Annotated in this window: 25 protein-coding genes and 1 pseudogene; 12 read left to right on the top strand and 14 right to left on the bottom strand. The window is 49.9% G+C overall.

Going from position 1 to position 26,568, the window contains the following annotated elements:
- The first annotated feature begins 7 nt into the window (after positions 1-7).
- From addB to SB724_RS00985, 5 genes are all read left to right on the top strand, one after another.
- Complete coding sequence (addB, locus tag SB724_RS00965; RefSeq protein WP_410569776.1) at positions 8-3,508, top strand: helicase-exonuclease AddAB subunit AddB; 3,501 nt, start codon at positions 8-10, stop codon at positions 3,506-3,508.
- A complete protein-coding gene (gene addA / locus SB724_RS00970) occupies positions 3,495-7,199 on the top strand; it encodes a helicase-exonuclease AddAB subunit AddA (RefSeq protein WP_410570525.1) in 3,705 nt (1,234 codons plus the stop codon). Before addB ends, addA begins: the two co-directional genes overlap by 14 nt.
- 64 nt (positions 7,200-7,263) lie before the next feature.
- On the top strand, positions 7,264-8,436 hold the full coding sequence (gene sbcD, locus SB724_RS00975; protein WP_137987991.1) for an exonuclease subunit SbcD: 1,173 nt from the start codon (positions 7,264-7,266) through the stop codon (positions 8,434-8,436).
- A complete protein-coding gene (gene sbcC / locus SB724_RS00980) occupies positions 8,433-11,825 on the top strand; it encodes an exonuclease subunit SbcC (protein ID WP_410569779.1) in 3,393 nt (1,130 codons plus the stop codon). The genes sbcD and sbcC overlap by 4 nt, the downstream gene beginning before the upstream one ends.
- 15 nt (positions 11,826-11,840) lie before the next feature.
- Complete coding sequence (locus tag SB724_RS00985; RefSeq protein ID WP_410569781.1) at positions 11,841-12,134, top strand: HNH endonuclease; 294 nt, start codon at positions 11,841-11,843, stop codon at positions 12,132-12,134.
- Positions 12,135-12,177: 43 nt separating this feature from the next.
- On the opposite strand, the gene SB724_RS00990 is transcribed toward SB724_RS00985, so the two are convergent.
- From SB724_RS00990 to SB724_RS01020, 7 genes are all read right to left on the bottom strand, one after another.
- Complete coding sequence (locus SB724_RS00990; RefSeq protein WP_003155143.1) at positions 12,178-12,396, bottom strand: spore germination protein; 219 nt, start codon at positions 12,394-12,396, stop codon at positions 12,178-12,180.
- 39 nt (positions 12,397-12,435) lie between these two features.
- Positions 12,436-12,831 carry a spore germination protein GerPE gene (locus SB724_RS00995; protein WP_007610514.1) on the bottom strand — a complete coding sequence of 132 codons (396 nt, stop codon included), beginning with the start codon at positions 12,829-12,831 and terminating at the stop codon, positions 12,436-12,438.
- Positions 12,831-13,007: a hypothetical protein gene (locus SB724_RS01000; protein WP_003155141.1), complete on the bottom strand. Its 177-nt coding sequence runs from the start codon at positions 13,005-13,007 to the stop codon at positions 12,831-12,833. The genes SB724_RS00995 and SB724_RS01000 overlap by 1 nt, the downstream gene beginning before the upstream one ends.
- Entirely contained in the window at positions 13,004-13,621 is a 618-nt protein-coding gene (gene gerPC, locus SB724_RS01005) for a spore germination protein GerPC (protein WP_003155139.1), read from the bottom strand. Before gerPC ends, SB724_RS01000 begins: the two co-directional genes overlap by 4 nt.
- 35 nt (positions 13,622-13,656) lie before the next feature.
- Positions 13,657-13,893, bottom strand: coding sequence for a spore germination protein GerPB (locus SB724_RS01010; protein WP_007409164.1), 237 nt, complete (start codon positions 13,891-13,893; stop codon positions 13,657-13,659).
- A 12-nt stretch (positions 13,894-13,905) separates the two neighbouring features.
- Complete coding sequence (locus tag SB724_RS01015; protein ID WP_003155135.1) at positions 13,906-14,127, bottom strand: spore germination protein; 222 nt, start codon at positions 14,125-14,127, stop codon at positions 13,906-13,908.
- Positions 14,128-14,316: 189 nt separating this feature from the next.
- Positions 14,317-14,532 (bottom strand): aspartyl-phosphate phosphatase Spo0E family protein, encoded by a 216-nt coding sequence (locus SB724_RS01020; protein WP_007610516.1) that lies wholly within the window; start codon positions 14,530-14,532, stop codon positions 14,317-14,319.
- A gap of 216 nt (positions 14,533-14,748) precedes the next feature.
- On the opposite strand from SB724_RS01020, the gene SB724_RS01025 reads away from it, so the two are divergent.
- Complete coding sequence (locus tag SB724_RS01025; RefSeq protein ID WP_031378473.1) at positions 14,749-15,654, top strand: fumarylacetoacetate hydrolase family protein; 906 nt, start codon at positions 14,749-14,751, stop codon at positions 15,652-15,654.
- Positions 15,655-15,747: 93 nt separating this feature from the next.
- On the top strand, positions 15,748-16,104 hold the full coding sequence (locus SB724_RS01030; RefSeq protein WP_007409161.1) for a YisL family protein: 357 nt from the start codon (positions 15,748-15,750) through the stop codon (positions 16,102-16,104).
- On the opposite strand, the gene SB724_RS01035 is transcribed toward SB724_RS01030, so the two are convergent.
- Together SB724_RS01035 and SB724_RS01040 are read right to left on the bottom strand one after the other, a co-directional pair.
- Positions 16,101-16,334, bottom strand: coding sequence for a hypothetical protein (locus SB724_RS01035; RefSeq protein WP_410569784.1), 234 nt, complete (start codon positions 16,332-16,334; stop codon positions 16,101-16,103). The two genes, SB724_RS01030 and SB724_RS01035, sit on opposite strands and share 4 nt — an antisense overlap.
- 35 nt (positions 16,335-16,369) lie before the next feature.
- A complete protein-coding gene (locus SB724_RS01040) occupies positions 16,370-16,912 on the bottom strand; it encodes a DUF2777 family protein (protein ID WP_265972250.1) in 543 nt (180 codons plus the stop codon).
- Between the two features lie 175 nt (positions 16,913-17,087).
- Here SB724_RS01040 and asnB point away from each other — a divergent pair, with 175 nt between their 5' ends.
- Positions 17,088-18,929 carry an asparagine synthase (glutamine-hydrolyzing) gene (gene asnB, locus SB724_RS01045; protein ID WP_265972249.1) on the top strand — a complete coding sequence of 614 codons (1,842 nt, stop codon included), beginning with the start codon at positions 17,088-17,090 and terminating at the stop codon, positions 18,927-18,929.
- A gap of 85 nt (positions 18,930-19,014) precedes the next feature.
- A complete protein-coding gene (locus SB724_RS01050) occupies positions 19,015-19,755 on the top strand; it encodes a squalene/phytoene synthase family protein (RefSeq protein WP_265972248.1) in 741 nt (246 codons plus the stop codon).
- A 35-nt stretch (positions 19,756-19,790) separates the two neighbouring features.
- Here SB724_RS01050 and SB724_RS01055 read toward each other — a convergent pair whose 3' ends face one another.
- Positions 19,791-21,158 carry an MATE family efflux transporter gene (locus SB724_RS01055; protein ID WP_032875187.1) on the bottom strand — a complete coding sequence of 456 codons (1,368 nt, stop codon included), beginning with the start codon at positions 21,156-21,158 and terminating at the stop codon, positions 19,791-19,793.
- A 122-nt stretch (positions 21,159-21,280) separates the two neighbouring features.
- Between SB724_RS01055 and SB724_RS01060 the strand changes: the two genes are divergently transcribed.
- Both SB724_RS01060 and iolX read left to right on the top strand, forming a co-directional pair.
- Positions 21,281-22,144: an AraC family transcriptional regulator gene (locus tag SB724_RS01060; protein WP_032874405.1), complete on the top strand. Its 864-nt coding sequence runs from the start codon at positions 21,281-21,283 to the stop codon at positions 22,142-22,144.
- A gap of 35 nt (positions 22,145-22,179) precedes the next feature.
- Positions 22,180-22,488, top strand: a pseudogene (gene iolX / locus SB724_RS01065) (scyllo-inositol 2-dehydrogenase); the annotation flags it as partial.
- 45 nt (positions 22,489-22,533) lie between these two features.
- Here iolX and SB724_RS01070 read toward each other — a convergent pair.
- Together SB724_RS01070 and SB724_RS01075 are read right to left on the bottom strand one after the other, a co-directional pair.
- On the bottom strand, positions 22,534-23,028 hold the full coding sequence (locus SB724_RS01070; protein WP_410569787.1) for a DinB family protein: 495 nt from the start codon (positions 23,026-23,028) through the stop codon (positions 22,534-22,536).
- 54 nt (positions 23,029-23,082) lie between these two features.
- Entirely contained in the window at positions 23,083-23,691 is a 609-nt protein-coding gene (locus SB724_RS01075; RefSeq protein ID WP_410569789.1) for a LysE/ArgO family amino acid transporter, read from the bottom strand.
- A gap of 125 nt (positions 23,692-23,816) precedes the next feature.
- Here SB724_RS01075 and pdxR point away from each other — a divergent pair, with 125 nt between their 5' ends.
- Positions 23,817-25,253, top strand: coding sequence for a MocR-like pyridoxine biosynthesis transcription factor PdxR (pdxR, locus tag SB724_RS01080; RefSeq protein ID WP_410569791.1), 1,437 nt, complete (start codon positions 23,817-23,819; stop codon positions 25,251-25,253).
- Positions 25,254-25,260: 7 nt separating this feature from the next.
- Here pdxR and SB724_RS01085 read toward each other — a convergent pair whose 3' ends face one another.
- Both SB724_RS01085 and SB724_RS01090 read right to left on the bottom strand, forming a co-directional pair.
- Positions 25,261-25,887, bottom strand: a complete 627-nt coding sequence (locus SB724_RS01085; protein WP_061581892.1) for a pentapeptide repeat-containing protein — start codon at positions 25,885-25,887, stop codon at positions 25,261-25,263.
- Between the two features lie 197 nt (positions 25,888-26,084).
- Entirely contained in the window at positions 26,085-26,525 is a 441-nt protein-coding gene (locus SB724_RS01090) for a GNAT family N-acetyltransferase (RefSeq protein WP_007409151.1), read from the bottom strand.
- Between the last annotated feature and the right edge of the window lie 43 nt (positions 26,526-26,568).

A 26,568-nucleotide genomic window follows, 5' to 3' on the forward strand; every position in this document is an offset into this window, starting at 1 on the left:
TTTTAATTTGGGTGTTGAGTTTTTAGTAGGCAGATCGGGGAGTGGGAAAACGAGGCTGATTATCGACAGCATTCAAGATGAACTGCGCCGGGAGCCGTTCGGGAAACCGATCATTTTTCTAGTCCCGGATCAAATGACGTTTTTAATGGAATATGAGCTTGCTAAAACGCCGGATATCGGCGGCATGATACGCGCTCAAGTGTTCAGTTTTTCGCGTTTGGCGTGGCGCGTGCTTCAGCATACCGGGGGCATGAACCGCCCGTTTGTGACGACGACGGGTGTGCAGATGCTTTTAAGGAAACTGATTGAAGAATATAAGCACGAGTTTAAAGTGTATCAAAAAGCGAGTGACAAAACCGGGTTCACTGAGCAGGTGGAACGGATGCTGACAGAGTTTAAGCGGTACTGTATTGAGCCTGAAGACGTCCGCCGCATGGCGGAAAGCGGAACGGCGTCAGAATATCGCGGAGAGCGGATGCTGTCTGAAAAACTTCATGATTTAGGCATTTTATATCAGCAGATGGAAAGAAGCCTCGCCGGACACTATTTGCATTCAGAGGACTATTTGACGCTGCTCGCTCAGCAGATTCCTTTGGCGGACGTTGTAAAAGGCGCCCGTGTTTACGTCGACGGATTCTATCAATTTACGCCGCAGGAATTAAGGGTGCTGGAGCAGCTGATCATGCATGCTGAACATGTCACATTCTCGCTGACGGCGGACAGCCCTTCGGCGGAACAGGCACCGGATGAGCTCGATCTGTTCAGAATGACGGGAAGCACATACTATAAGCTTTATCAGACGGCAAAGGAATTGAATGCTGATATTTCCTGCAAGGAACTGCATGGCACGAAGCGGCATCAGCATGCGCCGGAGCTTGCCTGTATAGAGTCGCAGTACGATGTGCGTCCCGCCGCGGCGTATACCGGCGGACAGGAAGCTTTTACCGTCATGCAGGCGCAAAACAGAAGAGCTGAGCTTGAAGGTATTGCCCGGGAAATTCAATCGCTTGTCCGGGACGGAGGATACCGGTACAAAGATATGGCGATTCTCATCCGTCAGCCGGAAGATTATAAAGATTTGCTGAAGGAAGTGTTTGCCGATTACGGGCTTCCTTATTTTATTGACGGAAAAGCTTCTATGCAGCATCACCCGCTTATTGAATTCATCCGTTCAAGCCTCGATGTCGTGAAGGGGAACTGGAGATATGAAGCGGTGTTCCGCTGTGCGAAAACCGAACTGTTATTCCCGCTTGATCAGCCGGAGCAGAAAATAAGAGAGCAGGTCGATCAGCTTGAAAATTACTGTATCGCCTACGGCGTTAAAGGGGAGCGCTGGACGAGCGGCGAGCGGTTTGTATACAGGCGCTTCGTATCGCTCGATGAGGATTTCGCGCAGACGGATCAGGAAATAGAGATGGAACACATGCTGAATGAGACGAGAGAGTGGATAGCCGCGCCCCTTGTCCGGCTTCAAAACCGGATGAAAAAAGCGAAAACGGTTCAAAGCATGGCGGAGGCTCTTTATCTCTTTTTGGAAGATACCGATGTTCCCCTGAAGCTGGACCGGAAAAGGCAGCGGGCCGAAGAGGCCGGAAACATGATCGAAGCGCAGCAGCACGGCCAGGCGTGGGATGCCGTTATCCAGCTTCTCGAGGAGTTTGCCGGCATGATGGGTGAAGATGAAATATCTTTGGCGCTGTTTCAGCAAATGCTTGAAACGGGAACGGAATCGCTTCATTTTTCTTTAATTCCGCCTGCGCTTGACCAAGTATTTGTAGGGAATATGGATCTCTCAAGAATGTACGGCACGTCCTGCACATTCGTCATCGGAGCCAATGACGGTGTTCTTCCGGCGCGCCCGGATGAGAACGGCGTGCTGTCTGATGATGACCGGGAGTGGCTGAAAGCGGTCGGAGTGGAGTTGTCTTCCGCGGGGCGTGAGCGGCTGCTTGATGAGCATTTTCTCATCTATATGGCGCTGTCGAGTCCGTCTGACCGTCTTTATGTGTCATACCCGATTGCCGATGCGGAAGGAAAAACGCTCCTGCCGTCAATCGTTGTAAACAGGCTTGGCGAGCTGTTTCCCGATCATCAGGAAAAGCTGTCAGCGGCTGATCCCGAGCAGGTAAGCGAAGAAGAGCAGCTTCAGTATCTCGTCAATAAACAGGTGGCTCAGACATATACGGCAAGTCAGCTCAGGCTGTGGACAAGAGAGTACGAGATCAGTGACGTATGGTGGAGCGCATACAATGTGCTGATGAAAGAGTCTGATCACCGGCGCGCGAAAAAGCTGTTTTCAAGCTTGTTTTTCCGCAATGAGGCGAAACGTCTTGAACGGCCTGTTTCGCGCCAGCTTTACGGCGAGCATATTAAAGGAAGCGTCTCCCGGATGGAGGCGTTTAATGCCTGCCAGTTCTCTCATTTTGCATCTCACGGGCTTCAATTAAAAGAGCGCCAGTTTTTCAAGCTGGAAGCGCCGGATATCGGCCAGCTGTTTCACTCCAGTCTGAAGCTGATTTCAGACCGGCTTCGTGAGCAGAAGCTGGAATGGCGCGATCTGACGAAAGATCAGTGCCGGAATTTCTCCTATGAAGCGGTGGAACGGCTTGCGCCAAAGCTGCAAAAAGAGATTCTGCTCAGCTCAAACAGACACTTTTATGTGAAGGAAAAACTGCAGAAGATCGTCACGCGTGTTTCAGGCATATTAAGCGAGCATGCGAAGGCGAGCGGTTTCGTCCCGGTCGGTCTTGAACTCGGTTTCGGCGGAAGCGGGCCGCTGCCTCCGCTCACTTTCACGCTGAAAAACGGCTGTACGATGGAACTCGTCGGACGGATCGACCGCGTGGATAAAGCGGAAAGTTCAAAAGGCCTGCTGCTGAGAATCGTTGATTATAAATCAAGCGACAGGGGGCTTGATCTGGCTGAAGTGTATTACGGGCTCGCTCTGCAAATGCTCACATATCTTGACTTATCGATTACACATTCCGCGGATTGGCTCGGCATGAAAGCGACCCCGGCAGGCGTTTTGTATTTCCATATCCATGATCCGATGATTCAGGCCAGTCTGCCGATGGGGCTTGATGAAATCGAGCAGGAAATTTTTAAGAAATTTAAGATGAAAGGCCTTCTCCTCGGTGACCGGGAGGCGATCAGCCTGATGGACACGACTTTGGAGGAAGGGCGTTCAAATATCGTCAATGCCGGTTTGAAAAAGGACGGTTCTTTAAGATCGGACTCAGCCGCGGTCAGCGAACAGGACTTTCATCTGCTGACAGACCATGTGCGGCGGACATTTGAACAGGCGGGCGAAGCGATAACGGACGGGCTTGTGTCCATTACCCCGTATAAGCTGAAAGATAAGACGCCTTGTACGTACTGTGCGTTTAAGTCGGTGTGCCAGTTTGATGAGTCGCTTAAGGAAAATGAATACCGCAGCCTGAAAGCGGAAAAAGACGGCACCATACTGGATTGGCTGAAGAAGGAGGCGGATGATGATGCAAATTCCTAAACCGAAAGACAGCATATGGACGGATGACCAATGGAGCGCCATCGTTTCTTCCGGCCGCGATATTTTGGTCGCTGCCGCAGCCGGATCAGGTAAAACGGCCGTGCTCGTGGAACGGATGATCAGAAAGATAACCGCGGAAGAAGATCCGGTTGATGTTGACAGGCTCCTTGTGGTGACCTTTACAAACGCCTCAGCAGCGGAGATGAAGCATCGGATCGCGGATGCATTAGAAAAAGAGCTCGCCAAAAATCCGGGATCTCTGCATATCAGACGGCAGCTCTCTCTATTAAATCGGGCGAGCATTTCGACGCTTCACTCTTTCTGTCTGCAAGTGCTTAAAAAATATTATTATATGATTGATCTTGACCCCGGTTTTCGGATGGCTGACCAGACGGAAGGCGAATTGCTCGGAGACGAAGTGCTTGATGAGCTGTTTGAAGATGAATACGCAAAAGGGAATCAGGCGTTTTTTGAGCTTGCGGACAGATATACGACAGACAGGCATGATCTGGATCTTCAAGACCTTGTCAAACGGGTGTACGAGTATTCCCGGTCGCATCCTGACCCGGAAGCGTGGCTGCAAAGCTTTGTCCGCCTGTATGACGTGACGGAAGAAAGCAAAATGGAAGAGCTTCCGTTTTACCAATATGTGAGAGAAGATGCTGAAATGGCGCTCTTCGGGGCAAAACAAAAGCTTGAAAAGGCGCTTGAACTGACAAAAGCGCCCGGCGGGCCGGCCCCGCGCGCTGATAATTTTCTGGATGACATTCAGCAGATAGAAGAGCTGATCAGCTGCCGGCATGACTTCGATGCGCTGTATGAACGGGTTCCCGCAGTCTCATTTAAGCGGGCGAAGGCGGTAAAGGGTGATGAATTTGACAAAGCGCTTTTGGACGAAGCGACCGATTTGCGAAACGGCGCCAAGAAACTGATCGAAAAGGTAAAGACAGATTACTTTACAAGAAGTCCGCAAGATCACTTAAAGAGTTTAGCAGATATGAAGCCTGTCATCGAAACGCTCGTTCAGCTCGTGATATCGTACGGAAAACGATTTGAAGCGGCGAAACAAGAAAAATCAATTATTGATTTCTCAGATTTGGAACATTACTGCCTGGCGATTTTAACTGCGGTTGATGAAGAAGGCCGGCGGGTGCCGAGCGAAGCGGCCGTTTATTATCAAGACCAGTTTCATGAAGTTCTGGTTGATGAATATCAAGATACGAATCTTGTGCAGGAGTCTATCCTGCAGCTTGTTAAAAGCGGGAATGAAGAGGCGGGAAATCTGTTTATGGTAGGCGACGTCAAACAATCGATCTACCGTTTCAGACTTGCTGAGCCGCTGCTGTTTCTCGGGAAATATAAAAGGTTTACAGAAAGCGGGGAAGGCGCGGGGCAGAAAATTGACCTGAACCAAAATTTCCGCAGCCGCTCCGATATTTTGGACAGTACGAATTTCTTGTTTAAGCAGCTGATGGGCGGAAAAATCGGCGAAGTGGACTACGATGAACAGGCGGCATTGAAGCTCGGCGCATCGTATCCGCCGAATGACGCGGCAAAAACGGAACTGCTGCTGATTGACAGCGCTGATGACGCAGACAGCTCCGAGGATGCCGAAGACTTTGAAACCGTGCATTGGGAAGCGAAAGCGATAGCCGGGGAGATCCGAAAGCTTGTCTCATCTCCGTTTAAGGTATATGACGGCAAAACAAAAACACACCGGAATATCCAGTACCGGGATATCGTGATTTTGCTGCGCTCCATGCCGTGGGCGCCGCAATTAATGGAAGAGCTGAAAAACCAGGGCATTCCGGTTTACGCCAATTTGACGTCGGGTTACTTTGAAGCCGTGGAGGTGGCTGCGGCGCTTTCAGTCTTGAAGGTGATTGATAATCCGTATCAGGATATTCCGCTTGCTTCCGTGCTGCGCTCGCCCATCGTCGGATGTGACGAAAATGAACTTGCGCTGATACGCCTCGAAAAGAAAAAAGCGCCGTTTTATGAAGCGCTGAAAGCATATATAGCGAACGGTGACAGGCATGGTGACCTGTATCAAAAACTGAGAACCTTTTATGACAGTCTGCAAAAGTGGCGGTCATTTTCGACGAATCATTCGGTGTCTGAGCTGATTTGGGAAGTATACCGCGATACCGGATATTTTGACTATGCAGGCGGCATGCCTGGCGGAAAGCAGCGCCAGGCCAATCTGCGCGTCTTGTATGACCGGGCGCGCTCGTACGAAGCGACGGCGTTTCGCGGGTTATTCCGCTTTTTGCGGTTCATTGAACGGATGCAGGAGCGCGGCGATGATCTGGGGACGGCCCGGGCGCTCAGCGAGCAGGAGGATGTCGTTCGGCTGATGACGATCCACAGCAGCAAAGGACTTGAATTTCCAGTCGTTTTCACCGCCGGACTCGGCAGAAGTTTTAATATGATGGATCTCAACAAATCATACCTGCTTGATAAAGAGCTCGGTTTCGGCACGAAGTACATTCATCCGGAACTCAGAATCAGCTATCCGACTCTTCCGCTTGTGGCGATGAAGAAAAAGATGCGCAGAGAGCTCTTATCCGAAGAATTGCGTGTATTGTATGTGGCGCTGACCAGAGCGAAGGAAAAGCTGTTTCTCGTCGGTTCCTGCAAAAACCGGGAAAAACAGCTGGCCAAATGGCAGGCGCAAGCAGACCGGGCTGATTGGCTTCTTTCTGAATTCGACCGCTATCAGGCGTCATCTTATTTGGACTTTATCGGGCCTGCGCTCATCCGCCACCGTGACATGGAGGCGCACAGGACGCCGGGACTTTCCTCATCTGAGGATATCGCGCGCGACCCGTCGCGTTTTCACATCCGGATGCTGCAGCAAAGTGAATTGCTGGAAGAGAATCCAAAAGAACGTGCTGAAGAAAAGAGCAAACGTCTCAAAGCGATACAGCAGGGCGAGCCGATTCCTGATTCGTTTTCATTTGATGATCAGGCGCGCCGTCTGCTTGAATGGGAATATCCGTACCGAGAGCTGACGGCTATCAGAACGAAGCAGTCAGTTTCTGAGCTGAAGAGAAAGCAAGAATACGAGGATGAATACAGCGGCCACTCTCTCATCAAACCATCAGGAGACACGCTTTTATACAGGCGTCCCGGTTTTATGATGAAAAAAGGGCTGACAGCCGCCGAAAAAGGAACGGCGATGCATACGGTGATGCAGCACATACCGCTGACGCACGTTCCGACTGCCGAAGAAGCGGAGCGGACGGTCCGGATGCTTTACGAAAAAGAGCTGCTGACAGAAGAACAGCAGGAAGCTATTGATATAGAAGAAATTGTTCAGTTTTTCGGAACTGAAATCGGTAAAGACCTTCTCGGGGCGCTGCGGATTGACCGGGAAGTGCCGTTCAGTATGGCGCTTCCGGCCGGCGAGGTGTACAAGGATGCCCAAACGGCCGGTGAACCGCTGCTCGTGCAAGGGATTATTGACTGCCTCTACGAAACTGCGGACGGTCTCTATTTGCTGGACTATAAAACAGATCGGATAGAGGGGAAATTCCGGAACGGATTTGAAGGCGCGGCTCCGATTCTGCAAAAAAGGTATGAAACACAAATCGAATTGTATACAAAAGCGGTTGAACAAATTACAAAAACGAAAGTGAAAGGGCGTGCGCTCTATTTCTTCGATGGAGGTCACGTTCTTACACTGTAACAAGATCCGAAGCTCCTTTTTGGAGCGGATCTTTTTTTCTATCAAAAAGTGAGGTGAATGCGGTATGCGCATTTTACATACAGCTGACTGGCACCTCGGCAAAACGCTGGAAGGCAGAAGCCGGCTGAGCGAGCAGGCCGAGGTATTGGAAGAGCTGAATACCATTGTCAAGGAAGAAAATATTGATGCGGTCGTTATGGCGGGGGATGTATTTGATACGGTCAACCCGCCTGCGCTCGCTGAACAATTGTATTACGAAAGTCTTTCCGCGCTTTCTGACGGCGGAAAGCGCCCGGTTGTCGTCATTGCCGGAAACCATGACAATCCCGACAGGCTGGCGGCGGCTTCTCCGTTAACAAATGAGCGCGGCATTCATTTAATCGGCTATCCGCGGACAGAACCCGTGCATATTGAGGTACCGTCGGCGGACGAGCTGTTAGCCGTAGCCGCGCTGGCATATCCGTCAGAGGCGAGATTAAACGAAGTGCTTTCTGATACGTTTGAGGAAAAGCTTCTTCGCGATCATTACGATGTCAAAATCAGAGAGGCGTTTGCTCACATGTGCGGACTGTGCCGGGACGATGCCGTGAAAATCGCGGCGAGCCACATTTATGTCGCGGGGGGAAATCAGACCGATTCAGAGCGTCCGATTGAAGTCGGGGGCGCTTACACAGTTGCCGCTGACAGCCTGCCGGCTGATGCGGCTTACGTGGCTCTCGGCCATCTCCACCGTCCGCAAACGATCAAGCGCGCCAAGACGGCTGCCCGTTATTCAGGCTCTCCGCTCGCATACAGCTTTTCAGAAGCCGGTTATGCCAAATCGGTGACGGTGGTAGAAGCGAAGCCCGGCGGAGAAGCGAAGTGGGAAGAGATTTTCCTGTCTTCCGGTAAACCGCTCGTCAAATGGAAAGCGCAGGGGCTGAGCGAAGTTCACGGCTGGCTCGATGAAGGGCGTGACCGGAATGCCTGGATCGATCTTGATATCCATTTGACGGATCAGCTTTCTCTCGAGGAAATTCATCGGCTGAGAAAGGCGCATCCCGGCTTTATCCATATCAGGCCGGTTTTTGAAGAAAAAGAGACCGAAAATGACCGGATTGAAGTGAAACACACATCAATTGAGGATCGATTTAAGAAGTTTTATGAAAAACAAACGGGCGGCGGCGTGCCGGATGAGGAGATGGTCAAGCTGTTTTTAGAGCTTGCGTCAGCAGATGATGAGGAGGATGCGACATGAAGCCGATTCTGTTAACGATAAAAGGGCTCCACAGCTTCAGGGAGGAACAGACCATTGATTTTGCCGGACTGTCAGGAGCCGGGGTGTTCGGGATTTTCGGGCCGACCGGAAGCGGAAAATCGTCGATCCTTGATGCCATGACACTCGCTTTATACGGAAAAGTGGAGCGCGCCGCAAATAATACGCACGGCATCCTGAATCATGCCGAAGATCAGCTCGCCGTCTCATTTACATTCGCGCTTCAATCCGGCCACCGGGTTTCCTACAAGGTCGAGCGCGTTTTTAAGAGAACGGATGAAACGAAAGTAAAAACCGCCCTCTGCCGCCTGATTGAAATCAAAGATGAACAAACAGTGCTGGCCGATAAGGCGAATGAAGTGAACAAAAAGGTGGAAGAGCTTCTTGGCCTGACCATTGACGACTTTACAAGAGCCGTCGTGCTGCCGCAAGGAAAGTTTGCCGAGTTTCTGTCGCTTAAAGGCGCGGAAAGAAGACATATGCTCCAGCGCCTGTTTAATCTCGAACAGTACGGGGACAGGCTTGTCAAAAAATTGCGGCGGCGGGCGCAGGAAGCGGCAGCGAAAAAAAATGAAATGCTGGCCGAACAATCCAGCCTCGGAGACGCAGGAGAAGATGCGTTGAAGCAGGCTGAACAGCAGTTCCACGAAGCGAACGAACGGCTTGAAGCAGCTGAGAAGAAACGGGTCCGGGCAAAAGAGCGTTTTGAGAATCACCAGGAAATTTGGAACTTGCAGACAGAAAGAGATGAATATGAGCGCCGGGAGAAAAAGCTTGAGGAAAGACGCCCGTACATCACGGATTTGACTGAGCGTCTTAAAGAGGCGGAAACAGCTCTCGCCCTTGAGCCGTACGCAGACCGCTACACAGAAGCCGTCCGCCGGAAGCAGCGCGCCGAACAGGAACACGAACTGGCCAAACGGAAATCAGAGGCGGAAACCGTTTCATTTACCCGGCAAAATGAAGCCTATGAAGCATGGCGGGCCCATAAGGCCGAACAGGAGCCGAAGCTTGTCAAGGAAGAAGAGCTGTATCAAAGACTTTCAGCCATTGAACAAAAACTGCTTGAAGCGAAAAAAGAAGCGGAAAAAACAAATGCGGAACACAGCAAAAAAGAGGAAGAATACGAAGCCGTCTCGAAACAGCTGGCCGCAGTGAAAGACCGCCTGACCCGCGGCCAAAACAGGCAGAATGAGCTGAAAGAAGAGCTGAAAGCAGTTCAAGTGACCGCCGATGAACGGAAAAAATGCCAGACCGCAGCACAGCTGGCGGCGGGCTTTCAGCAGACACAGGAACAAATCACGAAAGAACAGGCCAATCTGACAACGCAGCTGAAAAACGTGGAGAAGCTGAACGGAGAAAGCGAGTCGCTCACAGCGAAAGCGAAAACGGAAGAGGAAGACATTACGCACGCTTATCAAACGCTTCAAACCGTTTACCATATGGTCTGTGAAACGGAGCGTTCACTGAAAGCCGCAGCCGAACGGGCTGACAAAACGCAAGCCGATCTCCGCAGGCGCTCAGAGGAAGCGAGAACGGCTGCATTAACAAAAGAATTATCGGAAAAACTAATCGAAGGAAAGCCTTGTCCTGTATGCGGCTCAACGCAGCATGACCGCCCGCGTTCCGCTCATGAAACATTCTCGCCTGATACAGCTGTGCAGGAACAGTTGCAGCAGGTTGAAGCGCTGCTTTCTGAGGCGGCGGCTCTTTCTCAGGAAGTGCTGACAGCCAAGGTTGCATTAGAAGAACAGTCGGGGCGTTTTACCGAAGAATGTCCGTTTCTGCAAAGCGCCCGGGTTCCGGAGCTGGAAGCCGCTTCCTCCATCAGCGGACGCCCGCTTGATGAAGCGTTCAGCGCCGTCCGCTTGGAGTGGAAACAAATGAAACAGGATATGCTGTCGGTAAAAGAGAAGGTCACAAGACTGATCAGCGCGCATCAGCAGACGGTGAAACAAGCTGAGCAGCTTGCCGAACGAATCCGCTACGAGGAAAAAGAAGCCGACCGTCTCAGACATTCATTAGAAGAGCTTGAATCGCTGTCAGAAAGCCGATTGAATCAGTACAACGAAGTCTGCGGTGATATTCCGCCAAACCGGATTGAGGCCTGGCAGGCTTCGATAGATGAGAAGGACAGGCAGGCAGAAGAATGTGAGAAGCGCATTGAAACAAGCATCGCATTCCTCAAGGAACATGAAGAGGAGAAAGAACGCCTGCAGGAGATGAAGCATCGGCTTGAACGGGAACGGCTCGAGCTTCACTATGCGTCTGAGCGCCTGCAGCAGGTGATTGACGGATATGAACAAGAGCTCGGAACAGCAGCTGAAGAAACATCAATTTCCGCAAAGCTTGAAGCGGTGCGGCAGGAATTACAGCTGTTAAAATCGAAAGAACAGTCCTTATTCGACGCGCTGAAGCAGGCGCAGCAATCACTGAATGACGCAAAAGGCCGGGAATCCGGCAGTCTCATGTCACTCAGGGATGCTGAGACCTCCCTTGAGAAAGCGCAAAACGACTGGCGCGTGAGGTCAAAAGACACCGGGTTTACCGACCCGGACCAAGTCAAAAAAAGTCTGCTTCCGCAAGGGCGTGCAGAGGAAATGAAAAAAGAAATTGATGAGTTCCTGGACACCTCAAAACAGCTATCGGCAAATATCAGCCGTGTTACTGATAAATTAGCCGAGCGCCGGATATCGGAGGAAGAATGGACAGCATCCGTTTCTCTGCTGAAGCAGGCAGAGGCTGAGTCAGGCGCCGCCATGGAGGAAAAAGGAGCACAGGCAAAAGCCTTCGCGGTTATGCAAAAACAGCATAAGCGCTTTAAAGAGATTGAAGCCGAACTGAAAAGCTGGCAGACACAGATTGACAGGCTTGATAAGCTCCAGTCTGTATGTAAAGGCAATACATTCGTCGAATTTTTAGCGGAAGAACAGCTGGAAAGCGTGGCTCGAGACGCCTCTGCCCGTCTCGGAGCGCTGACAAGGCAGCGGTATGCCATATTAGTCGATTCAGAAGGCGGTTTCGTCATGCGTGATGACGCTAACGGAGGCGTCAAACGGCCCGTATCAAGCCTTTCCGGCGGGGAGACGTTTCTGACATCGCTGTCGCTTGCGCTTGCCTTGTCCGCCCAGATTCAGCTGCGGGGGCAATATCCGCTGCAATTCTTTTTCTTAGATGAAGGATTCGGGACTCTTGACCAAGGGCTCTTAGACACCGTTGTCACAGCGCTCGAAAAGCTGCAATCGGACAACTTATCCGTCGGGGTGATCAGCCATGTGCAGGAGCTGAGAGCGCGTCTGCCGAAAAAATTAATCGTTCATCCGTCCGAACCGGGCGGGAAAGGCACCCGGGTCACATTGGAGATCATGTAGAAAGGAGAAGGAATCATGGCCGATTCTGCCGAGGGCACATGTGAATTATGCGGCCGCCATCATGTGCGGCTGACGGAGCACCACTTAACGCCTAAGGAAGAAGGCGGGACATTCCTTCCGACCGCAATGCTCTGCACCCCTTGTCATAAACAGGTTCACGCGCTCTATACGAATCAGGAGCTTGCGGCAAGGCTCGCGGGAATAGAAGAGCTGCGGCGTGACCCGAAACTCGCGCGGTTTGTGAAATGGATCAGAAAACAGCCGCCGGAAAAGCTTGTAAAAACAAAAAAAGCAAATGAACGAACATAACGCTGAACCAAAAGCAGCCCTCTTCTGAAAGAGCGGCTGCTTTTTAGGCGTTTCCTACCACATTTTGATCGCTGACATCGGGGTCTATATAGTTTGTCGCATTGACAACGTTGTTTAATAACAGGAAATCTCCGGTATTGCCTGCTCCCGAACCGAGCGCAGATTTAGAAGAGCTTTTTGGAGAAAGGTAAAAGGAATCACCAAAGTTTACGACTCCGCCCGATATGGAATTGATAGCTATAGGTCCGGTAATTGCTGGCATAAACGACACCCTTTATAGAAGTCTCACCGTCATTATATGTCAGGGCTGCTGTGATTGTGAGCTTGGTGTGACAATCTGCCTAATATGTTTCAGCCGCGAATCTCCCAGAACGATCGACGTGGATCCGATTTGAACCACGGACGCTGACGATACCCCTTGAACTTTCACATTCCTTACCCGAATTGAAGGGTTTTCATGGCAGAATGCGCTTTGGACTCCCGTTTCCGGTAACGGCATGACGGCCGGCTGCCGAAAGATCTGGTATTCTTTTTTGTTAAATGAGCCTTCATCGTCTCTGTATAAGGCAATAGTACGCTGATCGGCCAATACTTTGATCCGCATATTGATTTCATTCGTATCGCCTGCTTGAAAGACACTCGCAATCCCGACTGAATTGATTTTGGCGTTCCGGAGGCGTGAAATGCGCTTTAACATTATTCCGGCGCCAGCGGCACATAAGGCCCGATAATAAGAGATTCCGGAGGCGTGTCAAAGATGGAAGACAGATAGACGGAATCGGTGTCGCCGATTAATAATAAGGAAGAACTGGACACACCGGTAGACCGGATGTCGCCGACTTCAATATTCCGGTTAATCACTGTAAAAATCATGACGGATCATCACCTTTCATTTCACCAGGTATGTGTTTAATAAAGTGCTCAACGGCCCTGACAATATCACGCTTCACATGTTCGGCAATCTGCTCGGCATATTGCGCGGGCGCCGTGTTTTCTTCTTTCGGGACATGGGACAGATAATACTGAATCCGGCTGTCCATCTGCTTTCTGATATCTTCAATAATATGATATTTGTTCGTTTCGTCCAGCCTGCTCTCATACTGAGTTTCGAGCTGCTCTAAAAGCGCGGGGATTTCTTCATTCAGGTACATATCGACGTTTTGGCGGATTTGCTGCATTTGCTGGCCCGCCTGTTCCTGCTGCATCATTCCGACCTGCGGAGATGTCTGGCCGACTTCGAAGTTTTGCACGGCATTCGGATCAGTCGGATTCAATCCGATATTCAGCGTTCCTTCCAGCCGTTCAATTTTCAGCTGATCAAATTTATACTCGAGCCGATCGATTCTTGTAGAAGGCTGCTGCTTCAGCGTTGAAATTTCATTTTGGAATTCTTTCAGCTGCCGTTCGAGCTCCTGAATCTGCTGCGCCTGCTGCTGGACGAAAGAATTTAAATTCTGCAGGTAGGATGAAACGGATTGATCATACATGACATTCACCTCGCGTCTCGTTTCCTTCATTAAAACTACCGGCTTGGCGGCTGGAGCGGTACAAATGATGAGGTGCCGGGACCTCCCCCTGTTGTTACAGTCTGCTGCCCCGCGGTGACAGGCGGCGCCGGCTCAACATAACTCCCTGTATTGTACAGATTGGAAAGAGATTTAATTGAACCGGCGCTTCCGATTTGCAGTATGGAGGAATTGCTGACAGATTCTACACGCATGTAATTGATATGGATCGACTGATTGACGTAAAAATTCATACGGCGCCTCCTTTATGCATTTCCTGCCATCGGCTGATCGATTACATCATTATCGTACACATTCGTTGAATTCCTGTAATTCGTCAGTGTGAGATTGTCTCCGGTATTGAAGCTGCCCGCTCCGGCAAATGTCTTAACCTCTGCTTTTGGAGAAATGGTGATGCAGTCGCCTATATGAACGACTCCGCTCGTACCGACGGCATTAATTTTAAACGCTCCGACAATTGCGGGCATACGAGCACATCCTTTTCGTGAAGATTTTCATGACTGCACTCCAGGAGCTTATCTGGGCTGCCTGCCTAAAATAGCTTATGACAAATGCACATTTTTGTGAGCGGAAAAAACTTTAGACGTAAAAACACCGGCGCTTTATGCATGCCGGGTCTTATACATAAATGATACAGATTTATATACATATCACGTTTATGAGAAAACCTCTTTTTTTCCTGCGGTGCGGCCGTGCTCAATCTGTGCGGACGGGTTCAGCCCGCTATCTTTCGTTTGTTGGATGAGCCCGCCCCGGCACCCGTTTAAAAGGCTGTCCAGCTCCTGGCTGCACCTGATGGTCTCCGTCGCATTGATTCCGAATTTTTGCGCTGTCTCGAATAAAGTTAATCTTTTTTCTTCAATTTTGTTCATCGTGTGATCTCCAATTCTCGATTATTTTGGAAAACATAGGATGATAATAGTATAACCCATTTTGCGCAAGAAGGTTTTATTTCGTCAATATGACTAAAAAAGTGACAATTTTTGATACTCTTTTACACTTATTTTCAGCCTGTTTAAAAGAGGAATTTCCCGCCGGAGGAAGAATACATAAAGGAATGCCAGATTTAAAAATGATGGGGGATTAACATGAAATTTGCGACAGGGGAACTGAACAGCCGAACATTTGTCGGTCTGATCATTGATGATGACAAAATCTTAGATCTGCAAAAGGCTGAAAAAAAATTGTTTGAACTTGAGACGATTCCGGGTTCGCTGATCGAGTGCATTCAAAAAGGAGATAAGTTTGTCGCGCATGCCGGACAGCTTGCGGAATGGGCGAAAAAACCGAATGACGAGTCGGGTTCATTTATGTATGCGCTGTCAGACGTAAAGCTTTGTGCGCCTATTCCGAGACCTTCAAAGAACGTGATCTGCATCGGGAAAAATTATCGTGATCATGCCGTTGAAATGGGGAGTGAGGCGGATATACCGGAGCATCCCATGGTTTTTACGAAAGCCCCCGCTGCCGTTACAGGACACGGAGAAACAGTGGACAGCCACTTGGACGTAACGGAGCAGCTTGATTATGAAGGGGAGCTTGCGGTAATCATATCAAAAAGCGGATCGCACATCTCCAAAGAACATGCGCTTGACCATATATTCGGCTATACAATTGTAAATGATATAACAGCGCGCGATCTGCAGAAAAAACATAAACAGTTTTTTATCGGCAAAAGCCTGGATACGACATGCCCGATGGGCCCGGTCATTGTACATAAGTCGGCCGTCAGTGATCCGCAAAGCCTGAAAGTTGAAACGCGGGTGAACGGAGAACTGCGCCAATCAGGATCAACGGGTGACATGATTTTTCCGATAGCTGAATTAATCGAAACGCTGTCAAAAGGAATGACGCTTGAAGCCGGTGACATTATAGCGACGGGGACGCCGTCCGGTGTCGGAAAAGGATTTAAGCCGCCGAAATTTTTAAAGCCGGGGGACCGCATTGACATTACAATTGAACCGATCGGCACGCTGTCGAACCAAATCGGATAATTGTGTGTCTTTCGCACGATTGATAATGCTCCGAGCGGCTTGTTGTGGTACCATAAGTGAGGCAGATTGATCTGATAGGGGGAATTGAACATAATGACACATTGGCATATTACTTCATGGGTCGTTGCGCTTATCCTGGTGTTTGTCAGCTACGGGCTGTACGGTTCCGGAAAAGCGAAGGGCGCAAAAATTACGCATATGATTCTGCGCTTATTCTACATTATTATTATTCTGACCGGAGCTGAGCTTTTCGTCCGTTTTGCGAATTGGAACGGAGAGTACGCCGGAAAAATGCTGCTCGGCATCATTACCATCGGACTGATGGAAATGCTCGTCATCCGCAAGAAAAAAGGCAAATCAACCGGCGGACTGTGGATCGGTTTTATTATCGTGCTCGTCCTGACGGTGCTGCTCGGCCTTCACTTGCCGATCGGCTTTCACGTATTTTAATCAATCGCTTGAAAAACCCGGATGTATCCGGGTTTTTTTAGTTGCGCATACATTTTGCGCAACTGTGCCGCTGAATGAGAAATGCCGTGACAAGGGGATGTTGATGAGGCGAAGGTGATGTGCAGGATGCCAAAAGCGTCAATCACTCTTGTTACCGCAAAAGCTACGGCTGTGAAGGGTAAAAGCAAACGCAGGCCGTCAATCAGCGTGAAAAACAAAGCTGAATACATCAGGCGGCACCTATTTAAAAGGTGCCGCCTTTTTGTTACGCGGTGCCGTCTTGTTTTGCCGCTGAATACATAATGGAGCGCCGCCCGTCAGATGCCGTCCATTCAAATCTGTCGTGTTTACCCGAGCTGCCGCGGTAATGCTGCAGGGCGCATTGTGCGTCATCCGCCGAGAAGTGATAAAACGAAACGCCTTCACCGGAAAACAGCGCCTGATTGTAGGAAAATACGCAATCATATACAGACAGGCCGAACCCGTGAAGATGGCTGAGAAACAGCAGAAACGTTTCATCGTCCAGCGAATCGAGCAAGGTTAACAGCGGCCGTTTGACCGCCTTTTCATAATGGATTTCTTCCCCGCCGAGCAGGGGGATGGTGTCTGCGCCGATTTCGGCCGCGCCGCCGCAAATCCGTGCCGGCTGCCATCTGCCGCCGCGTTTCATCAATACGTCTGCGTTTCCTAGACTGTCTGCAAGCAGGATATCGCCTTCATCGTTTTCGACGAGGCAGATGCCGTCCTCTATCATCAGGGTGCCGCGCCCCCATTTGTTTTTTTCTGAGAAAAGCTGTTTTCGTTTCATAACCGTGCCGGTCTCCTTTGTTTGTTTCTTCTCTTCCGTTCTTTCCAAATCGGGCTTGTCTCATACAACTCTTAGTGGGACAAATCAACTATCTGCGTTTCTTTGCATAAACTGGGTAAAGTGCTGATAGAAACGAATTTGATACCGACAGAAACGGGATTGGAGCTGATATCACATGTGTGGAATTGCGGGTTGGGTCGATTTTCAAAAGCAGCTCGTCCAAGAGAAACATATTATGAACAATATGATAGACACTCTTTCAAAACGAGGGCCTGATGATTCAAACGTCTGGGGAGAGCCCCATGTTTTATTCGGACATAAAAGACTTTCGGTCGTTGACATTGAAGGCGGCCGCCAGCCGATGGCCTGCACGCATCAAGAGGAAACGTACACCATCATTTATAATGGCGAGCTGTATAACACGGAGGAATTGCGGAAGGAGCTTCAGGCGAGGGGCCACCGTTTTGAGAGGACCTCTGATACAGAAGTGCTGCTGCACAGCTATATTGAGTGGCGGGAGGAGTGCGTGGACCGCTTGAACGGTATTTTCGCTTTTGCCATCTGGGATGAAAAGCGCAAGCGGCTGTTCGGGGCAAGAGACCGGCTCGGCGTCAAACCGTTTTTTTATAAAGAACACGGCTCTTCCTTTCTGTTCGGGTCGGAATTGAAAGCCATCCTTGCTCATCCTGATGTGAAAGCCCGCACAGACAGCGGCGGACTTGCGGAAGTATTCGGACTCGGGCCGTCCAGAACTCCGGGCTGCGGGGTGTTTAAAGGAATTCACGAGGTGCGTCCCGCCCATGCGTTCACTTTCTCAAAGGACGGTTTGTCCATATGGCGTTATTGGAATGTAAAGAGCGAAAAGCATACAGACAGCCTCGATGAAACCGCGGCTCACATTCGGTACTTATTTCAGGATGCAGTGACACGCCAGCTCGTATCTGACGTGCCGGTTTGCACGTTTTTATCAGGGGGGCTTGATTCGAGCGCGATAACCGCGATAGCCGCCGCTCATTTTGAGAAACAAGGCAGAGATCCCCTTCATACTTATTCAATTGATTATGAGGAGAACAGCAAATTTTTTAAAGCGAGCGCCTTTCAGCCGAATGATGACGGCCCGTGGATCGATAAAATGACAAATGCATTCGGCACACAGCATCATAAGTGCGTGATTACGCAGGATCAGCTGGTTGAACATCTGGAGGAATCCGTTCTCGTCAGAGACCTTCCGGGCATGGCTGATGTTGATTCCTCGCTATTATGGTTCTGCCGGGAAATTAAAAAAGATTTTGTCGTGAGCCTTTCCGGAGAATGTGCGGACGAAATTTTCGGCGGATATCCGTGGTTTCACACCGCGGCAGAAGAAGACGGATTTCCTTGGATGAGGTCGACTGAGGAGAGAATCACGCTCTTGGATGAAAAGTGGCAAAAACGGCTGAATCTTAGAGAATACGTGAATGCGAGATATGAAGAAACCATTGCGGAAACGCCGCTGTTAGACGGTGAGACGGGAACAGATAAAGCGAGACGGCAGCTGTTCTACTTAAATATGCTTTGGTTTATGACAAATCTGCTCGACCGCAAAGACCGCATGAGCATGGGCGCAAGTCTTGAAGTACGGGTGCCGTTCGCCGACCACAGACTTGTGGAATACGTTTGGAATATTCCTTGGGAAATGAAAATGCATGGCAACCGGGAAAAAGGCATCTTGCGGAAAGCGCTTGAAGGACTGCTTCCTGAAGATATTTTGTACCGCAAAAAAAGCCCTTATCCGAAAACGCATCATCCGAAATACACGCAGGGGGTCACAGAATGGCTGAAAACGATTTTACAACAGAAAGATTCCGTGCTTCACACCCTGCTTGACAGAAAGAAGCTGGAAATGCTGCTGGAGACAGAAGGTTCATCTTTTCAGGTTCCGTGGTTCGGCCAGCTGATGAAAGGCCCGCAGCTGATCGCCCATCTTGCCCAGATCCATACATGGTTTGAGGCGTACCGTATCGATATAGAAGAATAACAGTGCCGCGACCGGTTTCCGCTGAAGGATATCGGTCTTTTTATTGTGAAACATGTGGTACACTAAAAAACAGAGGAGTGATACCATGACCGAATACGAAACATGCGCCCAGCTTGCCGAGGCGCACTTTCCTTTATATAAACGGACTTTCTCATCCCTGCCGCCAAAAAACAGGCGGGCCGCATGGGCGGTGCTTGCTTTGTTTCACGAAGCTGATCGGCTTGATGTGCAGGAACTTGGGGGATTTGAACAGGCGGCACAAGACTTTCTGAACGGTGCACGCGCCGACGGCTTTTTGTGGGAGGCGCTCACCGATGTGCGGCAGCAATTTGCGCTTGAAGAAGAGCCGTTACGTGAGTTTATCGCCGGCCAAATCTCTGACAGAGAAAAAGTAACGTATCAAGAGTTTGATGACCTGCTGATGTATGCGGGCCAAACAGGCGGAGCCCTCGGCCTGCTGCTGCTGCCGGTTTGTGCGCGCCGGAACCAAGAGAAACTCCGCCATGCAGCCGTTTCATTAGGAGCAGCCATTCAGCTGACCCGGGTGCTTCTGGGGGTCCATACGGACGAGCGGGCGAAAAAGCGTCTCCCGCGCCAGGTGATGAAGCAATTCGGCTATACGGAAGAAGAGCTGGAGAGCTATACCGTCAACAAAGCTTTTATGAATGTATGGGAGTACATCGCATTCGAGGCCGAGGCGTATTTCGAGGAGGCGTCTGAAGAGCTGGAGCTGTTTCCGTTATACTCAAGGCCCGCCGTTACCGGTTTGCTGGCACATTACCGGTCAGAGCTCGGTGACATGAGAAAACAGCTTTCGCAAGCATAAAAAAACGCCCGGCTTCATAACGAAGCTTCGGGCGTTTATGCAATCCCTTTTTGAATCCAAATCCGCGACCGCCATCTTCTGTACATAAGAATGCCTCTGACCCATTCATCCGCGATAAATGAAATCCAGATGCCCATAAGCCCTAATCCGAAATGGATGCCGAACAGATAAGCGAGAGGCAGTCCGATACCCCACATGGAAATCATCGCCATGTAGACGGGGAATTTTGCATCTCCGGCAGCCCGCAGTGAGTTGATGATAATGACATTAAATGAACGGCCGGGCTCAAGAATGATCGTCATGGCGATCAGCATGCTCGCCGTCGCAATAATGTCAGGACTGCTTGTGAAAATTCCGATCAGCTGCTTTGAAAACAAGGTCATGATCACGGATGTCAAAGCGGCAATGCCAAGCGCCCAGTACAGACTTTTCATGCAGCGGTCATAAGCGTCGTCAAACCGTTTGGCGCCGATATATCTGCCGATTAAAATCTGTGTGCCCTGGCTGATCGCCGTTCCGAACAGCAGGATAAACATGGTGATGTTTTGTGTATAAACCTTTGTTGTAAGCGCCTGAGCGCCCATAATGGCGATAAAATAAGTGACAACCATTTGTGAAATGTTGTAAGACAGCTGTTCGCCGGCAGACGGAATCCCGATTTTCAGGAGTTTCCGCAAGTGCTCTTTATGGACGTGAAAAATCTTTTGCCATGTCAGACCGAGTCCGATGCGTTTTTTGACGATCACAATCATCGCGATCAGCCCGATGAACCGCGCAAAGGACGTTGACATCGCAACACCGGCGACGCCTAACACCGGAAGGCCGAGCGGCCCGAAAATGACAAGAAAGTTTCCGGCAATATTTAAAATATTCATCCCGATCGTAACGAACATCGTATCCTTCGTATGACCGTAGCTTTTTAAAATGGCGCTGAACGTCATAATCAAAGCCTGAATGAAGGACAGCCCGCCGACCACCTGCAAAAAGACTTTGGCATCCGGCATCAATTCATTGGAAAGACCCATCACATGAAGCAGCGGAACGGCCGCAAAAAATATGGCGGCGCTGATGGCGAGACTGATGACAAAGTTCGCTCCTATTGATACATAAGCCACTTCCTGCGCCTCTTTTTTCTGTTTAGATCCTAAAAACTGTGAAATCACAATTGTCGTACCCGTTGCGATAAAGCTGAACATCACGATAATTAAATTTAAAATCTGATTGCTGACACCCACGGCCGCCACACTGTTGTCAGAGTATTGGCTAAGCATAAGAGTGTCGGCGTTTCCCATAAACATATATAATGAAACCTCAATAAATATCGGCCAAGTCAGCGCGTATAATGAGAGTTTGTGATCAGAGGATTGTTTGAATGCAGCCCGTTTTAAAATCGCTTGTTTCATTTCTTTTAACCCCTTTCCTGAAAAAATCAACGTTTAAAAGTGTACCTCCATTTCCTTATAATAAAAAGGGAGAGAAACGAAACTTCTTGCAAAAATCCGACTTAAAAAGGAGGGCCGAAAATATGTCCTTTCTCGAGTTCACAGTTCCTCCGTTCCCGGTCTTTATCGCTGCGGGAGAAGGAGTGTTCAAAAAAGGCGAAACCCATGTGAGACGGGTCTTCCCGGTGTTTGATCTGCTGTATGTGAAAGAAGGCGTCCTCTACATTACAGAAGACGAAAACGCCTTTTCCGTTGAAGCCGGAGAATATATTCTGCTTTCTCCCGGCCTTGAACATTACGGGACAAAAGGCAGTGAAGAAACGACATCCTATTCGTGGCTTCATTTTGAAGGAGCGGATTACGAGGTGACGGAAACAACCGGGAACAACTGGTCAGAGCTGAGGCGAAAAAAAGGGAGCTTTGAAGAGCCGTCCCGCTACCGCCTGTCCCTGCCGCAAAAAGGGAAGGTGAGACGTCCGCAGTTTATGGCCGGGCAATTCAGTGTGCTGACAGATGACAGCGCCGAGAATTCCGACCTGCCGCTCAGAAAGCAGATTCTGTTTGAAGAGCTGCTGCTCCATCTTCAGAAGGAAGCGTTCCAAATCCCGTCCGCAAAGGAAAGAGTCGCATGGGAGGCCGCCCGGTACCTGCAGGAGCACTATCAGGAGAAAACAACCATTAAAGCGCTCTCTTCGGCTCTTCATTACAACCAAGACTACGTGACCCGCTGTATGCAGCAGGTGCTCGGCGTCACGCCCGGCCAGTATACGAACAAAGTCAGAATGACGGAGGCGAAACGTCTTTTGTCCGCAACCAATGACAAAATGGGGACAATCGCGGATGCCATCGGTATGGAAGACCCGACCTATTTTTCCAAACTGTTTAAACAGATTGAAGGCATTTCGCCGCTTGAATACCGCAAATTCGTAAGCCGGAAAACGGACTGACCTAAAACCAGAGAACAAAAAGTAGGAGGCGGTTTATCCGCGCCGAAGTGATCGGGACGGCGGGAAGCATCTTGGTCGGTACACTGCGGAAAAGCCATGTCACCGTTTTAACGGAGTCCGGCAGCAGCTGCGAAATTATTCCGGATTTTCAAGCACGTTTTAAAGACGCTTACCCTCTGGAGCTTGAGCACTTTGCCGAATGTGTAAAAAAAGGGGAAACGCCGATTGTGACAGACATCGATGCCGCGATTAACTTAGAAATCGGGATCGCCGCGACGGAATCTTTTAAAACCGGAAGGCTTGTAAAGCTCACCCCGGGCGCCTCCGGCTATGCCGGATTATGATAGATTCGAAGTAAAAAAGCAAAGGCCCGGGAGGCCTTTGCTTTTTTATGATTCGTATGAGAAAAAAATGTAGTCAGTCGGCACGCCTTTATAGCCCATTTGGTGAAGCATCGCGGTGATATTGCCGCGATGGTATGTGCTGTGATTCACAACATGCCGGATCACATCGGCATATGTCGTCTGAAGCGTTCCCATACGCGGATGAGAAATGGAGATCGGACCTTCCAAGTTCTCCAATTCTCTTAAAAATTCGCTGTATTCTTTGTCCAGTTCAGTCATTCTATGTTCAATCGCCTCAAAATCTCCGTCAAGCTTTTCAAATTGATCAAACTGCGAGACGATTTGTTCGAAAGTTTCTCCGTAAAGCACGTGAAGCCAAATGTAATCAGCCCGGTATATATGCACAAGCACGGCGTTCACAGTCGGAAAAACACTATCCAGTTTCTGCTGTAAGCTTGCCGCGGGCAGGGTCTTCAAATGCTGAATAACTTGCTCATTTGCCCATCTGTGGTAGTGATACAGCTTTAAAATGTCTGACATTCCAATTCCCCCTCTTCCTTCCGGTACATTCAACATGACCTGGCCGAATTCCTTTTATCGAAACAAAAGCGCCGCAAAATAAAAAGCAGCACCCCACATCACCAATGCCGAGCATTTATTCAGGATGCCGAGGAGCCGGCCTCCTGTATCCGCCGTTTGAACGAGCCGTCCCGCGAATGCCAGTCCGGCGAACCATACCCAGGAAACCGCGATACAAGCACCGGCAAACAGCCATTTATCAATTCCCGGATAGGCGGCGGAGCTTGTGCCGATGACACTGACGGTATCCAAAATCGCATGCGGGTTCAAAAGGGATACCATGGCGGCCGTGACCGCCTGTTTTTTTGCCGAGAAAACCGTTTTTTTCGCCTGTTCGGCCTGCGGTTTGCTTCTCCAAGTCTGCCAGCCTAAAAAACTGAGAAACAAAAAGCCGCCTATAAGCATGACGGTCTGAAAAACCGGAATCTCTGCAATAATCATTGACACGCCTGCGACGGCCGCGCTGATGAGAATCGTATCGCATACCGCGGCGGCAATCACTGCGGGGAACGCCTGCCACACATGTTTTTGCCAGACTCCCTGCTGAAAAATAAACACGTTTTGCGCGCCCAATGGCAAAATAAGGCCGAAAGCGAGCATCACTCCGTGAAGAATGGCATTCATTTCGTAAAACCCTCCAATCGTCAACTAAATCTTATTGTAGCCGCACTGTGTGCTGATGTCTCCGGCCATTTGGCTGGTACTTGAACCAGCCAAATGTATAATAAATAAAGAAGGAGGGATGACGTATGAACAGCTGGCGTCCGGATCGGGAGTCGCACATACCGCTTTATCTCCAGATCGAACAGCATATAAAAGAAAAAATACTTCATGGCGAATGGACCATCGGCACGAAAATTCCCTCACAAAGAAAGCTCGCCGAGGAGCTTCAGGTCAACCGAAGCACAGTGACGGCAGCAGTTGATGAGTTAATCGCCCAAGGTCTTCTGGAAGGAAAAAGAGGGGGAGGCACAAAGGTCGTCAACAATACGTGGAGCATCATGGCAGCGGTTAAGCCCCTTGATTGGAGCACATACGTTACATCGGGGAGTCATCAGCCGAATTCATCCTTGATTCAGGCCATTAATCAAAACGAGCCGCGTCTGGATCTGATCAGGCTGGGGACGGGTGAGCTGAGTCAAGAGCTGCTGCCTGAGCAGGAGATGGCCGAACTGTTCCGTGGAACTAACATTTTTGCGCTCGGCTATGAAGAACCGAAGGGCAGCCTGCAGCTTCGGCAAAGCGTCGCGAAACATTTGAAAACAAAGGGGATTCACGCGTCCCCGGCATCCATCGTAATCGTCTCAGGCGCGCTGCAGGCGCTTCAGCTCATTTCAATCGGGCTGCTAAAACCAAACTCCGTCATGCTGACTGAAAACCCGTCGTATCTCCATTCCCTGCGTGTGTTTCAATCAGCGGGCGTCAGGCTTAAGGGAGTGCCGATGGATGGGAGCGGAATCAAAACGGATCATCTTCCCGCTTACCGTCGGCAATACGAAGCAGGGCTGCTGTACACCATTCCGTCATTCCATAATCCGACCGGAACGGTAATGTCACTTAAGCGGAGGAAGGAACTCATCGCGCTCGCAAGAAACCACCGCCTGCCTGTCATTGAAGATGACGCATACGGTGATTTATGGATCGATAAAGAACCGCCGCCTCCGTTAAAATCGATGGACGGTGAGGGGAATGTACTGTATATCGGCACGCTGTCAAAAACCGTAAGCCCGGGTCTGCGCATCGGATGGGTCGTCGCCCCTGAGCCGGTTGCAGACAGGCTCGCCGATATTAAAATGCAGACGGATTACGGCTCCAGTGCTTTATCTCAATGGGCGGCATGTCAATGGCTGTCAAGCGGCCGCTATGAAGCGCGCCTTTTGCGTCTCAGAAAGGAACTCAAAATCAGGAGAGATGCGGCATTGCGTTTTCTTGAAAGATACGCGGGAGATATTGCGGAGTGGCGTGTGCCGGAGGGGGGCTTTTATATCTGGGTCACCTTCCATAAAGCATTCACCGTTCAGACGCTTTTCATCCGTGCCTTGGAGGCCGGCGTACTGATCAATCCGGGAGCTCTCTATCTTCCCGAAGACCGGCAAAGCCTGCGTCTTTCCTATTCGTACGCATCCTTACCGGACTTGGAAAAAGGCATTCAAACGATAGCGGACATCGCCCGCCGTTTCATTTAATAAAAGATCACGTCACAATGGCTCCGAGCGCTTCTGCGAATGTAACGGCATGAGACGGAGAGATGCGGCATCCTTTCAGCTTCTCAAGTGAGACGTGCAGGTGATCAAATGTGCACGTGCTGATATCCATATTAAAAAGAGACGTGCCGATAAAATTTGAGCCGTTCAAATCACAGGCGTCAAGATCTGTGTATTCAAGAACGGCATCATTCCACTCACTTTCTGAAAGGCCGCACGAGTCAAACCGGACATGCTTCATATTGGAATAGCTGAAGGAGCTGTAATTTGCGAGGCAGTCTTCAAACCGTACATGACGCATGGCGGAATCCGCCAGATTCAAGCCGAGAAGTTTTGAATGCTGAAACGCCGTTCTATGGATGATGCTTCCGCTGAAGTCAGCGTTTGAGACATCACATTTGTCAAACAGGACATCCGTATATTCCATATGTCTGAAAGAGACATCCGTAAAAACGGTGTTTCTGAAAATGACTTTTTCGGCGCGCAGGCCGTCCAGTTTGCCGCTTATCACGGCGTTTTCTATGACGACTTCTTTGATGAGGTCGTCCTGAAGCGCTTCTGTGAAAGAAAGCACCGGCAATTCTTTCGGGATTTTCGGTTTTTGGATCGTATTCATCTCATACTTCCTTTTCTGAATTAATAGCTGAAAACGGCAATTGACAGATATTGTTTTCTGCCTGCCATCCTTGCTGTTGTGTAATGTACAAAGGGTATTAAAAAAGCGGGAGGGCGTCAATAATGTCGCATATAAAAGCAGACGTGACATTAAAAGTAATGCCCTTAGAGACATGTTCCCAAGGGCATTTTTCTGTTTCAGGCGAGTTCTTTATACATGATCACATGCGGGCCGATGCCGGGTATGTCAAAGGGGCTGCCCGTGCTTTTCCAGCCGAGCTTTTCGTAATATCCCTTTACGTGACATCTGGCGTTGCACCAGACAAGCGCCGCCCCCATATCTGCCAGTTTCCGTTCTGCATAGGCGATTAACGTGCTTCCCGCTTTTTGCGTCCGGTATTCCTCAAGCGTCGCCATGCCGCGCAGCTGGTAGGCGGGCGCTGCCTGTAAAGCCTGCTGGTTCTGCGGGTAGAAAGAAGCGATGCTGATCAATGTCCCGTCGTAAAAACCTCCGAGATGAAAGGCTCCTTTGACGCTGTCCTGATCATATTTACAATCCTCAATCGTCTGATGGGGGCGCAGCACGCTGTGTCTGATCGCGTATGTGTCTTCTGCGGTGATGGGTTTTACTTCAACCATGAAAAAATCCTCCTTTGCTTGATTCTTTTTCTGTATCGTACCA

Source organism: Bacillus sp. SIMBA_031, from assembly GCF_046535225.1.
Lineage (GTDB): Bacteria > Bacillota > Bacilli > Bacillales > Bacillaceae > Bacillus > Bacillus velezensis.

Coding starts and splice junctions, on each gene's coding strand:
- SB724_RS00995 (WP_007610514.1), bottom strand. CDS start 12,831: ATGTTAAAGCGCATTTCACGCCTCCGGAACGCCAAAATCAATTCAGTC.
- SB724_RS01050 (WP_265972248.1), top strand. CDS start 19,015: ATGACCGAATACGAAACATGCGCCCAGCTTGCCGAGGCGCACTTTCCT.
- SB724_RS01030 (WP_007409161.1), top strand. CDS start 15,748: ATGACACATTGGCATATTACTTCATGGGTCGTTGCGCTTATCCTGGTG.
- SB724_RS01020 (WP_007610516.1), bottom strand. CDS start 14,532: ATGAACAAAATTGAAGAAAAAAGATTAACTTTATTCGAGACAGCGCAA.
- SB724_RS01035 (WP_410569784.1), bottom strand. CDS start 16,334: ATGTATTCAGCTTTGTTTTTCACGCTGATTGACGGCCTGCGTTTGCTT.
- SB724_RS01060 (WP_032874405.1), top strand. CDS start 21,281: ATGTCCTTTCTCGAGTTCACAGTTCCTCCGTTCCCGGTCTTTATCGCT.
- sbcC (WP_410569779.1), top strand. CDS start 8,433: ATGAAGCCGATTCTGTTAACGATAAAAGGGCTCCACAGCTTCAGGGAG.
- SB724_RS01090 (WP_007409151.1), bottom strand. CDS start 26,525: ATGGTTGAAGTAAAACCCATCACCGCAGAAGACACATACGCGATCAGA.
- SB724_RS00990 (WP_003155143.1), bottom strand. CDS start 12,396: ATGCCAGCAATTACCGGACCTATAGCTATCAATTCCATATCGGGCGGA.
- SB724_RS01025 (WP_031378473.1), top strand. CDS start 14,749: ATGAAATTTGCGACAGGGGAACTGAACAGCCGAACATTTGTCGGTCTG.
- SB724_RS01085 (WP_061581892.1), bottom strand. CDS start 25,887: ATGAATACGATCCAAAAACCGAAAATCCCGAAAGAATTGCCGGTGCTT.
- pdxR (WP_410569791.1), top strand. CDS start 23,817: ATGAACAGCTGGCGTCCGGATCGGGAGTCGCACATACCGCTTTATCTC.
- asnB (WP_265972249.1), top strand. CDS start 17,088: ATGTGTGGAATTGCGGGTTGGGTCGATTTTCAAAAGCAGCTCGTCCAA.
- SB724_RS01055 (WP_032875187.1), bottom strand. CDS start 21,158: ATGAAACAAGCGATTTTAAAACGGGCTGCATTCAAACAATCCTCTGAT.
- sbcD (WP_137987991.1), top strand. CDS start 7,264: ATGCGCATTTTACATACAGCTGACTGGCACCTCGGCAAAACGCTGGAA.
- SB724_RS01075 (WP_410569789.1), bottom strand. CDS start 23,691: ATGAATGCCATTCTTCACGGAGTGATGCTCGCTTTCGGCCTTATTTTG.
- SB724_RS01015 (WP_003155135.1), bottom strand. CDS start 14,127: ATGCCCGCAATTGTCGGAGCGTTTAAAATTAATGCCGTCGGTACGAGC.
- addA (WP_410570525.1), top strand. CDS start 3,495: ATGCAAATTCCTAAACCGAAAGACAGCATATGGACGGATGACCAATGG.
- SB724_RS01000 (WP_003155141.1), bottom strand. CDS start 13,007: ATGATTTTTACAGTGATTAACCGGAATATTGAAGTCGGCGACATCCGG.
- SB724_RS01010 (WP_007409164.1), bottom strand. CDS start 13,893: ATGAATTTTTACGTCAATCAGTCGATCCATATCAATTACATGCGTGTA.
- gerPC (WP_003155139.1), bottom strand. CDS start 13,621: ATGTATGATCAATCCGTTTCATCCTACCTGCAGAATTTAAATTCTTTC.
- SB724_RS01070 (WP_410569787.1), bottom strand. CDS start 23,028: ATGTCAGACATTTTAAAGCTGTATCACTACCACAGATGGGCAAATGAG.
- SB724_RS00985 (WP_410569781.1), top strand. CDS start 11,841: ATGGCCGATTCTGCCGAGGGCACATGTGAATTATGCGGCCGCCATCAT.
- SB724_RS01040 (WP_265972250.1), bottom strand. CDS start 16,912: ATGAAACGAAAACAGCTTTTCTCAGAAAAAAACAAATGGGGGCGCGGC.